At 74.7% G+C, this 14139-nt stretch carries 12 protein-coding genes and 2 riboswitches; of the genes, 2 read left to right on the top strand and 10 right to left on the bottom strand.

What is annotated here, in order from left to right; genetic code table 11:
* Window positions 1–10: 10 nt before the first annotated feature.
* Window positions 11–625 carry a cob(I)yrinic acid a,c-diamide adenosyltransferase gene (cobO, locus tag B042_RS0109715; protein ID WP_028648128.1) on the bottom strand — a complete coding sequence of 205 codons (615 nt, stop codon included), beginning with the start codon at window positions 623–625 and terminating at the stop codon, window positions 11–13.
* Window positions 625–2697, bottom strand: coding sequence for a VWA domain-containing protein (locus tag B042_RS0109710; protein ID WP_231493902.1), 2073 nt, complete (start codon window positions 2695–2697; stop codon window positions 625–627). The genes cobO and B042_RS0109710 overlap by 1 nt, the downstream gene beginning before the upstream one ends.
* Window positions 2698–2723: 26 nt before the next feature.
* Window positions 2724–2861: riboswitch (cobalamin riboswitch) on the bottom strand.
* Window positions 2862–2912: 51 nt separating this feature from the next.
* Between B042_RS0109710 and B042_RS0109705 the strand changes: the two genes are divergently transcribed.
* Window positions 2913–4151 (top strand): bifunctional cobalt-precorrin-7 (C(5))-methyltransferase/cobalt-precorrin-6B (C(15))-methyltransferase, encoded by a 1239-nt coding sequence (locus B042_RS0109705; protein ID WP_028648126.1) that lies wholly within the window; start codon window positions 2913–2915, stop codon window positions 4149–4151.
* A gap of 68 nt (window positions 4152–4219) precedes the next feature.
* On the opposite strand, the gene B042_RS0109700 is transcribed toward B042_RS0109705, so the two are convergent.
* The 5 genes from B042_RS0109700 to B042_RS0109680 all read right to left on the bottom strand — a co-directional run bounded on the left by B042_RS0109700 (window position 4220) and on the right by B042_RS0109680 (window position 9179).
* A complete protein-coding gene (locus tag B042_RS0109700; RefSeq protein ID WP_028648125.1) occupies window positions 4220–4972 on the bottom strand; it encodes a cobalt-precorrin-4/precorrin-4 C(11)-methyltransferase in 753 nt (250 codons plus the stop codon).
* Window positions 4957–6468, bottom strand: a complete 1512-nt coding sequence (locus tag B042_RS0109695) for a precorrin-2 C(20)-methyltransferase (protein WP_028648124.1) — start codon at window positions 6466–6468, stop codon at window positions 4957–4959. The genes B042_RS0109700 and B042_RS0109695 overlap by 16 nt, the downstream gene beginning before the upstream one ends.
* A complete protein-coding gene (locus B042_RS0109690) occupies window positions 6465–7130 on the bottom strand; it encodes a precorrin-8X methylmutase (protein ID WP_028648123.1) in 666 nt (221 codons plus the stop codon). The genes B042_RS0109695 and B042_RS0109690 overlap by 4 nt, the downstream gene beginning before the upstream one ends.
* Complete coding sequence (locus tag B042_RS0109685) at window positions 7127–8011, bottom strand: nitrite reductase (RefSeq protein ID WP_028648122.1); 885 nt, start codon at window positions 8009–8011, stop codon at window positions 7127–7129. The genes B042_RS0109690 and B042_RS0109685 overlap by 4 nt, the downstream gene beginning before the upstream one ends.
* A gap of 54 nt (window positions 8012–8065) precedes the next feature.
* A riboswitch (cobalamin riboswitch) is annotated at window positions 8066–8276 on the bottom strand.
* 69 nt (window positions 8277–8345) lie between these two features.
* A complete protein-coding gene (locus B042_RS0109680) occupies window positions 8346–9179 on the bottom strand; it encodes a siderophore-interacting protein (protein WP_028648121.1) in 834 nt (277 codons plus the stop codon).
* A 330-nt stretch (window positions 9180–9509) separates the two neighbouring features.
* Between B042_RS0109680 and B042_RS24340 the strand changes: the two genes are divergently transcribed.
* Window positions 9510–9971 (top strand): hypothetical protein, encoded by a 462-nt coding sequence (locus B042_RS24340; RefSeq protein WP_028648120.1) that lies wholly within the window; start codon window positions 9510–9512, stop codon window positions 9969–9971.
* A gap of 128 nt (window positions 9972–10099) precedes the next feature.
* Here B042_RS24340 and eda read toward each other — a convergent pair whose 3' ends face one another.
* From eda to zwf, 3 genes are read right to left on the bottom strand one after another with little or no spacing between them, the layout of a single operon-like run.
* Complete coding sequence (eda, locus tag B042_RS0109670) at window positions 10100–10738, bottom strand: bifunctional 4-hydroxy-2-oxoglutarate aldolase/2-dehydro-3-deoxy-phosphogluconate aldolase (protein WP_028648119.1); 639 nt, start codon at window positions 10736–10738, stop codon at window positions 10100–10102.
* A gap of 32 nt (window positions 10739–10770) precedes the next feature.
* The gene (gene edd / locus B042_RS0109665) at window positions 10771–12606 is read right to left on the bottom strand and encodes a phosphogluconate dehydratase (protein WP_028648118.1); all 1836 of its coding nucleotides are present in this window, start codon (window positions 12604–12606) and stop codon (window positions 10771–10773) included.
* Window positions 12603–14084 carry a glucose-6-phosphate dehydrogenase gene (gene zwf, locus B042_RS0109660; protein WP_028648117.1) on the bottom strand — a complete coding sequence of 494 codons (1482 nt, stop codon included), beginning with the start codon at window positions 14082–14084 and terminating at the stop codon, window positions 12603–12605. Before zwf ends, edd begins: the two co-directional genes overlap by 4 nt.
* Between the last annotated feature and the right edge of the window lie 55 nt (window positions 14085–14139).

Raw genomic sequence — 14139 nt, 5'->3', positions numbered from 1 at the left:
GGCAGGGGGGTCACCACTCGATCCCCCGCTGCCCCTTCCGCCCGGCGTCCATGGGGTGCTTGACCTTGGCCATCTCCGTGACCAGGTCGGCGGCCTCCACCAGGCGCGGGTGGGCGCGGCGGCCGGTGATCACCACGTGCTGGCGGCCGGGGCGCTCGGCAAGCGCGGACACCACGTCCCCGACGTCGATCCACCCCCAGTCGAGGGGGTAGGTGAACTCGTCGAGGATGAGCAGGTCGTGCGTCTGGTCGGCCAGGCGGCGCTTGATCTCCGCCCAGCCCTCGGCGGCAGCGGCGGCGTGGTCCTCGGCACTGCCCTCCTTGCGGATCCACGACCAGCCCGAACCCATCTTGTGCCACTCCACGGGGCCGCCCTCCCCGGTCTCCTCGTGCAGGCGGCCCAGGCGCTCCAGGACGGTCTGCTCGCCGATGCGCCACTTCGCCGACTTGACGAACTGGAACACCCCGATCCGCCAGCCCTGGTTCCAGCCGCGCAGCGCGAGGCCGAACGCGGCGGTCGACTTGCCCTTGCCGTCTCCGGTGTGCACAGCCAGCAGCGGCTGGTGGCGGCGCTGGCGGGTGGTGAGCCCGTCGTCGGGGATCACGTTCGGTCGTCCCTGGGGCATCAGGCGGCCCTCTCTCGTACGGCGCCGCCCAGCGCGGTGGCGCTGACGTCGCGGACGGGCATGTGGTCGGCGCCCAGGTGGGCGGCCAGACGTGCGGCCAGCCCCAGGCGCAGCGGCCCGGACTCGCCGTCGACCACGACCGTGGTGACGCCCAGTCCGGCGACGTGGTCGGCGGCCCTCAGCGCACGGCCGACGGCCCCCTTCCCCCCGGTGGCGCGGCCGTCGGTGACCACCACCAGGAGCGGGCGCAGCCTCGGATCGCGCAACCGCTCGCGGCGCAGGACCCGGGCCGCCTCCAGCAGGCCCTCCGCGATCGGAGTGCGCCCCCCGGCGGGCAGGCCGTCCAGGCGGGCGGCGGCGATGTCCACCGACCGGGTGGGCGGCAGTGCGAGTTCGGCGGTCTCGCCCCGGAAAGTGACCAGGCCGACCTTGTCGCGGCGCCGGTAGGCGTCCAGGAGCAGGGAGAGGATGGCGGTCTTCACCTCGCCCATGCGCTTGCGCGCCGCCATGGAGCCGGAGGCGTCCACGCAGAACAGGACGAGGTTGCTCTCCTGGCCCTCGCGGACCGCCGCGCGCAGATCGGCGGGTTCGAAGCGCAGGCGGCCGCCGCTCCGGGGCCGGGACGCGGCGGCCCGCACGGTCTCGACCATGTGCAGGGTGCTTCCGGAGCCCCGGCCGAGCGGGGCTGCTCCGATCCTGCGTCCGCGCACGCCCACGGCGCGGCTGCGCCTGCCGTCGGCCCCCTCCCCGGAGCCCCGCACGGTCAGCAGCCGGGTCCGGTAGGGGTCGGCGGCCTTGGCCACGGGCGCACCGCCCGCCGGACCGGGTGCCGGGGCGTCCTCACCGAAGCGGTCGCCCCGGGCCTCGGGTCCGGTGGCGTCCCCGGAGGCGGGCGGCTCTGGGGCAGCGGGCCCGTCCGTGTCCGGGTGGTCGGGGGTGTCTCCGGGATCCGTCTCGTCGGTACCGGTGGGGCCGTCGGTCCCGGGGCGGTCGCCGCCACCGTCCGGGCCGTCCGGCTCCGGGGGATCGGGCGGCAACTCCTCGTCGCCCAGCACCCGGTCGAGGAGGTCCTCGTCGAGGCCGGGGGCGTCGAAGGGGTTGCGACGGCGCCGGTGCGGCAGGGAGAGAAGAGCGGCGCGGCGGATGTCGGCCCTGGTGACCGAGGCGCGCCCCGCCCAGGCCGCGTGCGCCATCGCCGTGCGCGCGGTGACGATGTCGGCCCGCAGCCCGTCCACCTCGAAGGCCGCGCACACCTCGGAGACCTTCAGCAGCGCGGCCTCCGACAGCCGCACCCTGGCGAGCCGCCCGCGGGCGGCGGCCACGCGCGCGGAGAGGGACTCCTCCGCCGCACGGTAGCGCTCGGCGAAGGCGGCGGGGTCGGTGTCGAAGGCCATGCGGCGGCGCACCACCTCCACCCGGACGGCGGGGTCGGCGGGGGCGGCCACGTCCACGGCGAGCCCGAACCGGTCGAGCAACTGCGGGCGCAGCTCGCCCTCCTCGGGGTTCATCGTGCCGACGAGCAGGAACCGGGCGGCGTGTTCCACGGAGAAGCCGTCGCGCTCCACGGTCGCCCGGCCGGTGGCGGCGGCGTCCAGGAGAAGGTCGACGAGGTGATCGTGGAGCAGGTTGACCTCGTCCACGTAGAGGATGCCTCGGTGGGCCCTGGCCAGCAGCCCGGGTTCGTAGGCGACCCTGCCGTGGGTGAGCGCCTGCTCCAGGTGCAGGGAGCCCAGTACCCGGTCCTCGGTGGCGCCCACGGGCAGTTCGACCAGGCGCGCCGGGCGGCTCTCCACGGGGGTCCCGGGTTCGAAGGGGCCGTCCGGGGAGCGCTGTCCGGGGTCCGCAGGGTCCACGGAGAACCGGTCGCCCCGGTAGACGTCCACGGGCGGCAGGAGCGAGGCCAGGCCCCGCACCGCCGTGGACTTGGCGGTGCCCTTCTCGCCGCGCACCAGCACGCCGCCGATCTCCGGTGAGACGCTGATGAGGACGAGGGACAGGCCGAGGTCGTCGAGGGGTTCGTCGTCGCAGCCGACGATCGCGGAGAAGGGGTAGTGCGAAGACCGCAATGGCATGTGAGGCTCCCGCTCGTTGCGCCATCGTTCAAGGACGGACGCGAGGCCGGTCTTCGGACTTGCCGGGTCCCCACCAGGGGGCTCGGTTCACCGCAGCGGGCCTGTGCCGGAGTCTCACCGGGCTTCCCAGATTCTCCCCTCCCGCCCTTCCCACCGTTTCCGATAGCCGGACCGTCGGAGCACCTCGCACCTGTGGCAACGATAACGTCAGGTGCATGTCGGACAAGACGCCCCCTTCTCCCGGGACCGGGATCACCGTCATCGGCATCGGCGCGGACGGCTGGCCGGGCCTGCCGGAGCGGCTGCGCGGCCTGGTCATGGCCGCGCAGACGGTGCTGGGCGGGCACCGGCACCTGGCGCTGCTGCCGGACCGCCCCGGGCAGCGCCGCGAGGTGTGGCCCTCCCCCCTGCGCGAACAGCTGCCGGACCTGCTCGCCTCCCTCGACGACGCCCCCGTGGTGGCGCTCGCCTCCGGCGACCCGCTGGTGTCCGGGATCGGCACCACCCTGATCGACCTGCTGGGCGCGGACGCCGTGCGCGTCGAACCCGCGGTGTCCTCGGTCGCCCTGGCCCGCGCCCGGATGGGCTGGCCCGCCGAACGGTGCACCGTGGTAACCCTGGTCGGCCGTGATCCCCGGCGGCTGTTGCGCCACCTGGCCCCCGGCCACCGCGTCCTGGCGCTCTCCTCCGACGCTCGCACCCCGGCGGCGGTCGCCGCCCTGCTGGCCGGGGCGGGCTACGGGGCCACCCTCATGACCGTGCTGGGCGACCTGGGATCGGACACGGAGTCGACCCTGGCGGCCACCGCCGAACGCTGGCTGTCGGCCCCTCCCGAGACAGTGCCCTCGCTGAACGTCCTGGCCCTGGAACTCCTCGGCCCGCCCGGCCACGGCCTGGTGCCGGGACTGCCCGACGACGCCTTCGAGAGCGACGGGCAGCTCACCAGGCGGGACCTGCGCGCCTCGGCCCTGGCCCGGCTGGCGCCCGCACCCGGGCAGCACCTGTGGGACGTGGGGGCGGGCGCGGGTTCGGTGGGGATCGAGTGGATGCGCGCCCACCCGGCCTGCACCGCCACCGCCGTGGAGGCCGACGCCGAGCGGGCCGAGCGGATCGTGCGCAACGCGGGCCGCCTCGGCGTGCCCGGCCTGACCGTGGTCACCGGCCGCGCCCCGGCGGTGCTGACCGGGCTGCGCGCACCCGACGCGGTGTTCGTGGGCGGCGGGGCGACCCGGCCGGGCGTGCTGGACTCCTGCCTGGGTGCGCTGCGTCCCGGCGGGCGGATCGCGGTGCACGGGGTGACGGTGGAGACCGAACACCTGCTCGCTGACACCCACCGGTCCCACGGAGGGGAGCTGGCCCGCATCGCCGTGGAGACCGCCGCCCCCCTCGGGGGCTTCACCGGGTGGACACCGGCACGCACCGTCACCCAGTGGTCCCTCACCAAACCAGCGTGATCTTGCTACCGGCGCAGGAAAACGGCCCTGATCCTGCACTGGTAGCAAGATCACGTGACGATCCCCCGCTATCTCGGGCGCTCCGGGTCGTACAGGTACGACTCTCCGCCGCCGTCAGGGCCGAGCGCCCGGCCCACGAGGATCACCGCCGCCTGGCGCAGCCCCGCCTTCTCCACGGCGTCGGCGATCGTGGCCACCGTGCCCCACAGCACCGCCTCGCCCGGCTGGCTGGCCCGGTAGACCACCACCACCGGACAGTCGGCACCGTACTCCGGTGCGATCTCCGCCATGAGTTCGCGCACCCGCCGGATCGCCAGGTGCAGCACCAGGGTGGCCCGGGTGGCGGCGAACGCGGCGAGGGACTCGGTCTGCGGCATGGCGGTCGAGCGGGCTCGGGTCCGCGTCAGCACCACCGACTGGGCCACCAGCGGCACGGTCAGCTCCCGGCCCGCCAACGCCGAGGCCGCCGCGTAGGCGGGCACCCCCGGGGTGACGTCCCACGGCACGCCCGCCGCGTCCAGGCGCCGGGTCTGCTCGGCCAGCGCCGAGTACAGCGACGGGTCGCCCGAGGTGAGCCGGACGGTGTCCCGGCCCGCGCCGTGCGCCTCCACCAGGTGGGCGGTGATGCGGTCCAGGTCCAGTCCCTGGGTGTCCACCAGTTCGGCACCGGGCGCACAGTGGGTGAGCACCCGCGGGTCCAGGTAGGTGCCGGGATAGAGCACGGTGTCGGCCTCGGCGAGCATCCGCGTGGCACGGACGGTGAGCAGGTCGGCGGCGCCGGGGCCCGCCCCCACGAAGTGCACGGTCACGGCTTCACCCACCTCGGTGTCCAGACGCGGCCCGTCGCGGAGACCCGGGTGCCGGAGGCCCCGACGATGAGCAGGCAGCGCATGTCGATCGCGGCCGGGTCGAGCCCCTCCAGAGTGGTCACCTCCAGGGACTCGCCGTCGCGGCCGATGGAGCGGCCCACCACGACCACGGTGCCGGGGTCGCGGTGCTCCAGCAGGATCCGGCGGGCAGCGGCGATCTGCTCGGTGCGGGAGCGGGAGGCCGGGTTGTAGACGGCCAGCGCCAGGTCTGCGTCGGCGACGGCGCGCAGCCGCCGCTCCACCACCTCCCACGGTTTGAGCCGGTCCGACAGGCTCACCACCGCGAAGTCGCCACCGACGGGGGCACCCGCGCGCGCGGCCACGGCCTGCACGGCGCTGACCCCGGGCAGCACCCGGACCGGTACGTCCCGGTAGGCGGGGTCCTCGGCGGCCTCGAACACGGCGGTGGCCATGCCGAACACCCCGGCGTCCCCGCCGGAGACCACGGCGACGCGCTCACCGTTCTTGGCGAGGTCGAGGGCGAGGCGGGCGCGCTGGAGTTCGACGGTGTTGCCGGAGGCGTGCCGGGTGAGGCCGGGGCGCTGGAGCACCCGGTCGACGTAGGGGCCGTAGCCCACCACGTGGTCCACCTCGGCGAGCGCGGCCGACACCTCGGGGGTGAGCCAGCTCTCCGGCCCCGGCCCCAGTCCCACCACCAGCAGTTCGGCGGCCGGTCCGGCGGGCTCCGGGGGCACGGGTGCCGCAGCGGCCTCACGGGAGCGGGTGCCGTTGCGGCTGTCGCCGGTGACCAGGACCAGGGAGAAGTAGGGCACCGTGGACGGGTCTGCCTCGGCGACCGGGAGGCGCCGCTCCCCGTCCATCGAGGCGCGCTCCACGTAGACCGCGTGCTCCAGCCGCCCGGCGACGGCCAGGGCGCGGCGCACGGCGGGGAACGTGCGGCCCAGCTTCATGATCACGGCGGCGTCGGTGTCGGCCAGGCGGCGGGCCAGTTCCGCCTCGGGCAGGGTTCCGGGCAGCACGGTGAGCACGTCGGTCTGCCGGGCCAGCGGCGACTCCGCGACGGCCGCGGCTGCGGTGAACGCCGGGACGCCGGGCACGATCCGCGTCTCGTAGCGCTGTGAGAGCCGGTCGTGCATGTACATGTACGACCCGTAGAACAGGGGGTCGCCCTCCGAGAGCAGGACGACGTCGCGCCCGGCGTCCAGGTGGGCGGCCAACCGCGCGGCGGACTCGGTGTAGAAGTCGGCGAGGGCGCCCTCGTAGCCACCGGGGTGGTCGGTGGTGCCGGTGGTCACCGGGTAGGTGAGCCGCTCCTCCACCGCCGTGTGCGGGATGAGGTCGGCGGCGGTACGGCGGGCGTTGGACTCCTTGCCGACACCGGCGTGGTAGGCGACGACGTCGGCTCCGGAAATGAGCCGGGCGGCCTTGAGGGTGATGAGTTCGGGGTCTCCGGGGCCGACCCCGACACCGTGGAAGCGGCCGGTCACTCCTCCTCCTTGGCGAGTGCGTTGAGGGCCGAGGCGGTCATGGCGGACCCGCCCCGGCGGCCGTGGGCGGTCACGTAGGGGATGTCGGTGCCGTGACGGTCGGCGAAGCCGGCGAGCGCCCGCTTGGACTCGGCGGCGCCGATGAAGCCGACCGGGCAGCCCACGATCGCGGCCGGGAGCGGCGCGCCGTCCGCCAGCATCTCCAGCAGGTGGAAGAGGGCGGTGGGCGCATTGCCGACCGCGACCACCGCGCCCTCCAGCAGCGGCTCCCACAGGGACACCGCCGCGGCGCTGCGGGTGGTGCCCCACTGCCGGGCGAGGCCGGGCACCCGTGCGTCGCCGAGCAGGCACAGCACCTCGTTGCCGCGCGGCAGTCGGGCGGCGGTCACCCCGGAGGCGACCATGGTGGCGTCGCACAGGATGGGCGCCCCCGCACGGAGGGCGGTGCGCGCGGCGGGCACCAGGCCGGGGTGGATGTCCAGATCGTCGGCGAGGTCCACCTGTCCGGTGCCGTGGATCATGCGCACGGCGAGGCGCTCGGCGTTGGCGGGCAGGTGCGCGAGGCGGGCCTCACGCCGAATGGTGGCGAAGGAGTCGGTGTAGATGGCGGGCCCGTCGTCGACGTAGTCGTAGCGCCGGGTCGGCCTTGTGGGCTTGGTCACCGGACCTCCCCGGGAACCACGACGCCGCGCCAGGGCGTGACGACGAGGGCGTCGGCCCCGGCCGCGTCCGCCTCGTCGGCGAGGGCGTCGGCGGCGGCCCGGTCCAGGCCCTCCGCGGGCACGGGCACGTGCCGTCCGCTTCCGGGCAGCGGGCCGTGCGGCAGCGGCGGCGCGGGGGCGGGCAGCTTCGGATCCGCGGTGACCGGCGCGGCCAGCGGCGCGGGGAGTTCGGCGACGTGCCAGGGGGCGGTGGGGCCGGTGCCGCGCCGTTCCAGGAAGGCGTCGGCCAGTCCGGTGAGCGCGTCCGCGGCCCCGTCGAGCCGGACCCGGGGGCCGTGGTGTCCTCCGATCCGGAGCTGCGCGGTCTCCCCGTCCAGTGCGGTCAGGCCGAGGTCGCAGGGGTGTTCGGCCAGGTCGCCGCGGCCGTCGTCGAGGACGAACAGGAAGCGTCCCGGGAGGACGGCGCGGCGGGGTTCGGCGCACAGCGCCCGGTCCAGGGATGCGGCGACGGGGCGCAGATCGGCCCGGCCGCCGGTGAGGCCGGTGCACGGGGAGGCCATGATGTTGCGGACCAGTTCGTGGGTGGGCGAGGGCAGCAGCCCGCTCTCCGCGATCGCCCGGAGCACCCCGGGTTCCAGTGTTCCGTCCCGGCCGGGCAGGGCGCGCAGTTGCACGTTGGCGCGGCCGGTGGTGTGGATCCGCCCGTCGCCGAACCGCTGTGCCACGGCGGCCAGGGCGCGCAGCGACCGGGCGGGGATCCGGCCGCCGACCAGTCGGAGCCGGACGAGCAGTCCGTCGTCGGCGGGCCAGGGCCGCAGGGCGCCGGGGCAGCGGTCGCGGCGGGTGCGGGGGACGGAGGGGGGCGGGTCCGTCGACGGCATGGCGTCCTTCGGGGTCAGGGACCCGGTGCGCGGGGTCCGCGATCGACCTGACGGCCGGTCACCGCCAGTGCCAGCAGGTCTTCGGACTCGGGATCGACCGGTGCGGGGCGCCTTCCCGGGGCGTGTTGCCCCAGTGGCCGCCGCCGGGAACCGCGTCCCCGGGGCCTGCTCCGCCCGTCACCCTCACCGCTGCGCGTCAGTCCCGGATTCGCACCGGGTTCCCTGCTCCATGTGGTGGAGTTCGACTGGCGTCACGAGCGTACCGCGTCCTTTTTCTACCTTTTCCGGCTGGTCCGCGCTCCGGCCGAGCCCTCGACCGGGGTCGGCGCGGGCGTCAGTCCCGGTCCTGCGCGCGACGCCCGAGACGCCAGTAGGCACAGAACTGAACGCGCCCCTTGGGCACGCCGGCCTTCAGAGCGATGGCGCGCGCCGCCAGGACGAACGACGCCTCACCGACGATGTACACCCCCGTCGCCGGGGCGATGGCAGCCGAACGCAGATGCTCCAGCGCGCGCCCGCCCGCGTCCTCGCCGGGGCCGCGCACCAGCCACACCGGGTCGGCGTCGGCCAGGGGGCGGCGATCGGCGGCGGCGGGGACCTCCAGCACGTACTCGGCGGGCGCTCCGGCGAGGGAGCGGGCGATGCCCTCCACACCGGGCAGGCCGCTCTCGTCCGCCACCACCAGGACCGGGCCGGTGTGGTCGTCCATGTTGAACAGGCGGCCCTGGTCGAGCAGGCCCACCGGGTCGCCGGGCCGGGCTGCCAGGGCCCAGCGGGCGGCCCTGCCCTCGACCTCTCCTGTGGTGGGCGAGCGGTGGACGACGAAGTCCACGTCCACCTCCCAGGCGCGGCCCGCCCTGCGGACCTCGCGCATGGTGTAGTTGCGCACGACGGGCCGCCGCTCCTCGTCGATCGCCAGCAGCCGGGAGTACCAGCCCTCCGCCGGGCCGAAGGGCAGGTCCAGGGAGCCGTCGGGGGCGGGCAGGAACAGGCGGAACCAGTGGTCGTGGCCGAGGGGCTCGAACTCTTCCTCGAAGCCGTCGCCGGTGCTGAGCAGGGTGACGCGGGCAAAGCCCGGCGAGGGCCGGGACACGTCCGCGACGGCGAAGGTGCGGACGGCGGCGCGACGGGGCGCGACGGGGCGGGTGGCGGCGAGCTGCTGGGCCACGGTGCATCCTAACGGCGGGGACGGGTCGGGGTCGGGGCCGTGTCGTCCGCGGCAGGCCCGCGAAAGCGACAGTAAGGCGAGTCTCACCTTACTTGGCACCAGGACCCCGAACGGGTGCCTGGGCCCCGTGTGCCCCGTGGAGAAGAATCCGCGTACCCATAGGGCACATTCGAATACCGCGGGCTATATTCGCGGTGCCTCACCCGGCCGGCCCCACCTCCGCCAGGAGTGCCCACTGGCCCGCGCGCGGCTGCCCAGTGGCGGCGAGGCCCGACCGGTGCCCCGCCGCGGAGAGGCCCGGGACGTGCTCGCCGCCCCCGTTTCGGCCGCGTGCTCGACGCCGAGGAGGCGGCCCGGCTGACCGACGCCGAACCGGGCGGGCCGTTCGGCGGTGTGATGGCCGCAGTGCTGCCCAGCTCCGGTGAGGCGCACCAGCGGCGGCGCCTGACCAGCAAGTGGTTCACCACGCGCATGAACGCGCTGCGCCCGGAGACCGGGCTCAGGGCCGACGCACTCGTCGGCGCGATGGTCGAGCAGGGGCCGCCCGCCGGCCTCGGGGCTGGCCCGGGCTTCCCGCTGCCGGTGTTCGTCATCTGCGACACGCTGGGGGTGCCCGCCGACGAGCTCAAGCGGGTGGAGGGCCTGATCATCGGCGGACTGAACGAGGTCCCCGTCCTCTGCTGGCCTCCGCCGCGCCCTCCCGTGCCGAGCCCCGCTCGCGGCACGGGAGGGCGTGCGGCGGTCAGCCGCCGATCACCCACGGGTCCTCGCGGGGCGGTTCGACCACCGTGAAGCAGCGGCCGCACGGCTCCCCGCCGATCTCGGGGCCGCAGTGGCGGACGCCCGCGCCCGCGCGGAGGCCGCACGACCGCATTCGCGCCCCAGGCGTTATACGGAGCCCCTCCCGCCCCGTGTCCGTGTCAGCACTCCAGGGACGCCGCCTCACGGGCCAGGGCGGTGACCGCGTCCCAGTCCCCCGCGGCGACGAGGTCGGCCGGGGCCAGCCAACTGCCGCCCACGCACCCCACGTTGGGCAGGGCCAGGTAGGTCGGCGCCGAGGCGGGGGTGATTCCCCCGGTCGGACAGAACCGCACCTGCGGCAGGGGGCCGCCCAGAGACTTCAGGAACGGGACGCCGCCCGCCGCCTCGGCCGGGAAGAACTTCATCTCGGTGATCCCGCGCTCCAGCAGCGCCAGCGCCTCGGACACCGTGGCCACGCCGGGCAGGAACGGCAGGCCCGTGTCGATCATGGCCGCGGCCAGGTCAGGCGTGCACCCGGGGCTGACCAGGAAGCGCGCCCCCGCCTTGGCCGCGGCCTCCGCCTGCTCGGCGGCGGCCACCGTGCCCGCGCCCACCACGGCGTCGGGCACCTCCGCGGCGATCCGCTCGATCGCGCTCAGGGCGGCGGGGGTGCGCAGCGTCACCTCGACACCGGGGATCCCGCCCGCCACCAGGGCCCGGGCCAGCGGTACGGCGGCCTCCGCGTCCGAGACCACCACCACGGGCAGGACCGGGGCGAGACCGAGCACGTCGGCGCCGGTTCGGGGGATCGTCGTCATGTGTACGTCTCCAAAGTCGGTGGGATCGTGGTTCACAGGCCGAAGACGCCGGCGCCGGTCTCGGCCGGGCCGACCGCGCCCCGCATGGCGGCGAACAGTTCGCGCCCGGTGCCGAACGAGGAGTCCACGCTCGGCCGCGCGGCCTCGCGGCCTTCGAGGTCGGCCAGCACCTCCAGGGTCCCCTCCACCGCGTCCAGCCGGATGGGGTCTCCGTCGCGCACGAGGGCGAGCGGACCGCCCGCCTCGGCCTCCGGGGAGACGTGGATGGCGGCGGGCACCTTGCCGGAGGCCCCCGACATCCGGCCGTCGGTCACCAGGGCGACCTTCTGGCCCTGGTCCTGGAGCACCCCGAGCTGGGGCGTCAGCTTGTGCAGTTCGGGCATGCCGTTGGCGCGCGGCCCCTGGAAGCGGACCACGGCCACGAAGTCACCGGTCAGCTCACCTGCGGAGAAGGCCGCCAAGAGCTCGGACTGGTCGGCGAAGACCCGGGCGGGCGCTTCCACGACGTGGCGTTCGGGGGCGACCGCCGACACCTTGATGACCGCGCGGCCCAGGTTGCCCGAGAGCATGCGCAGGCCGCCGTCCGCGGCAAAGGGCTCCTCCACACTGCGCAGGACGGTCGTGTCGGCGCTCTCCTTGGGGCCGTCGCACCAGGTCAGCGACTTCCCCTCCAGGCGGGGGGTCTGCCGGTAGGCGCCGAGCCCCTCCCCGAACACGGTGCGCACGTCCTCGTGGAGCAGGCCCGCGTCCAGGAGGGTGCCGATCAGGTAGGCCATGCCGCCCACCTCGTGGAACCGGTTCACGTCGGCGGAGCCGTTGGGGTACATCCGGGCGAGCAGCGGCACCACCTCGGACAGCGCGGCGAAGTCGTCCCAGGTCAACTGGATCCCGGCCGCGCGGGCGATGGCCACCAGGTGCAGGGTGTGGTTGGTGGATCCGCCGGTGGCCAGCAGCGCGACCACGGCGTTGACGATCGCCCGCTCGTCGATCTGCTCGCCGACCGGGGTGTGGTTCTCGCCCAGTGCGGTGTTGGCCAGGACGCGCCGACCGGCTTCGGCGGTCAGGGCCTCGCGCAGCGGCGTGCCCGGCTGCTCGAAACTGGCACCGGGCAGGTGCAGGCCCATGACCTCCATGAGCATCTGGTTGGAGTTGGCGGTGCCGTAGAAGGTGCAGGTGCCGGGCGAGTGGTAGGCGGCGGACTCGGCCTGGAGGAGCTCCTTGCGCCCCACCTTGCCCTGCGCGAACTCCTGGCGCACGCGTGCCTTGTCCTTGTTGGGCAGGCCCGAGGGCATCGGCCCGGCGGGCACGAACGCCACGGGCAGGTGGCCGAAGGAGAGCGCGCCGATGAGCAGGCCGGGGACGATCTTGTCGCACACGCCGAGCATCAGGGCGCCGTCGAACATGTCGTGTGAGAGGGCGACGGCGGTGGCCATCGCGATGACGTCCCTGCTGAACAGGGACAGCTCCATCCCGGCCCGGCCCTGGGTGACGCCGTCGCACATGGCGGGGACGCCGCCCGCGAACTGACCGACGCCGCCCGCCTCGGCCAGAGCCGCCTTGATGACGGCCGGGTAGGACTCCAGCGGCTGGTGTGCCGAGAGCATGTCGTTGTAGGCGGAGACGATCGCCACGTTGGGGGTGACGTCGCCGGACAGCACCTTTTTCTCGGGGAGGGCACAGGCCGCGAACCCGTGCGCGAGGTTGGCGCATCCGAGCGCTCCGCGCGCGGGGCCCTCACTGATCGCCGCGTGGATCCTCTCCAGATAGGCTGCCCGGGTGTCGGCGCTGCGCTCCGCCAGACGCCGGGTGACGTCGTCGACGACCCGGTGGACGGTGCCGGACGTGCTGGGGTCGGTGTTCGCGGTCATCGGGACTGCTCCTCTTCGTACCATGTCCGGCCGGTGCGACCGATGAGTCGGTGTGCGCCGACGGGCCCGGGGCTGCCGGCCGGATAGGTCTCGGGGCTCGTGTGCAGGCCGTTCCAGGCCTCGATGATGGGGTCCACCCAGCGCCAGGCGGCCTCGACCTCGTCGCGGCGCATGAAGAGGGTGGAGTCCCCCGCCAGCACATCCGCCAGCAACCGCTCGTAGGCCTCGGGAGCGCGGTTGGCGAAGGTGTCGGCGAAACTCAGTTCCAGCGGGACGGGGCGCAGCCGCAGCGCCCCCGCTCCGGGGGTCTTGGCGAGCATGGTGAGGTGGATGCCCTCGTCCGGTTGGAGGCGGATGACGAGGCTGGCCGCCCCCGGCGGGGTCTCGATGCCCGGGAAGATCGTGTGCGGGACGTCACGGAAGCGGATGACGATCTCCGAGCGGTCGCGCGCCAGGCGCTTACCGGTCCGCAGGTAGAAGGGGACGCCGGCCCACCGCCAGTTGGCGATCTCGGCGCGCAGGGCCACGTAGGTCTCGGCGGTGGCACCAGGCGCTCCGCCCGGTTCGTCGAGGTAGCCCGATACCTCGGTGCCGTGGATCCGCCCGGGCGCGTACTGCCCTCGGACGGTGTCCTGGGCGACGAGGTCGCCGCTCAGGGGGCGCAGCGACTGGAGGACCTTGAGCTTCTCGTCGCGGACGGCCTCGCGGTCGTAGCTGGAGGGCGGCTCCATGGCCGTCAGGCACAGCAGTTGGAGCAGGTGGTTCTGGACCATGTCGCGCATGGCGCCGGAGGTGTCGTAGTAGCCGCGCCGACCGCCGACGCCGACGGTCTCGGCCGCGGTGATCTGCACGTGGTCGATCCAGCGGGAGTTCCACAGGGGTTCGAGGAAGACGTTGGCGAACCGCAGGACCAACAGGTTCTGCACCGTCTCCTTCCCCAGGTAGTGGTCGATCCGGTAGGTCTGCTCCTCGCTGAAGACGGCGCCGACGGCGTCATTGACCTCCTGTGAGGAGGCCAGGTCGCGGCCGAGGGGCTTCTCCATGACGACCCTGGAGCCGGGGGTGACCAGTCCGGCGTCGCTCAGGCCCCGGCAGATCGGGCCGGAGATCATCGGCGGGACGGCGAGGTAGAAGACGCGCTCGCGGCCGGTGCCGAGGGCGTCGGCCAGGTCGGACCACCCGGCGGGGTCCCCGCCCACGTCGACGGTCACGTGCGAGAGGCGGGTGAGGAAACGGTGGAGGACGTCGGGTTCGGCGACCTGGACCGCCTGGTGCCCGCGGACCGCGGCGGCGGCCTTGCCGCGCAGGTCGGCGTCGGTGAGACCGTCGCGGGAGACGGTGACCACGCGGGTCCCGCCGTCCAGGTGGCCGTCGCGGTCGAGCAGGTAGAGGGAGGGCAGGAGTTTACGCATGGACAGGTCGCCGGTGCCCCCGAAGACCACCAGGTCCGTGGGGCCGGATGCGGACTGCTGCGACATTTCGTACTGCTCCAGCGAAGAGGAAGGTCGGGGAGACGAGCGAGGGCGGGGCGCG

The sequence above is a fragment of the Nocardiopsis sp. CNT312 genome (assembly GCF_000515115.1).
Classification (GTDB): Bacteria; Actinomycetota; Actinomycetes; order Streptosporangiales; family Streptosporangiaceae; genus Nocardiopsis.
Note: the sequence above shows the minus strand (reverse complement) of the source record. Positions and strands in the feature narration are given on the sequence as shown.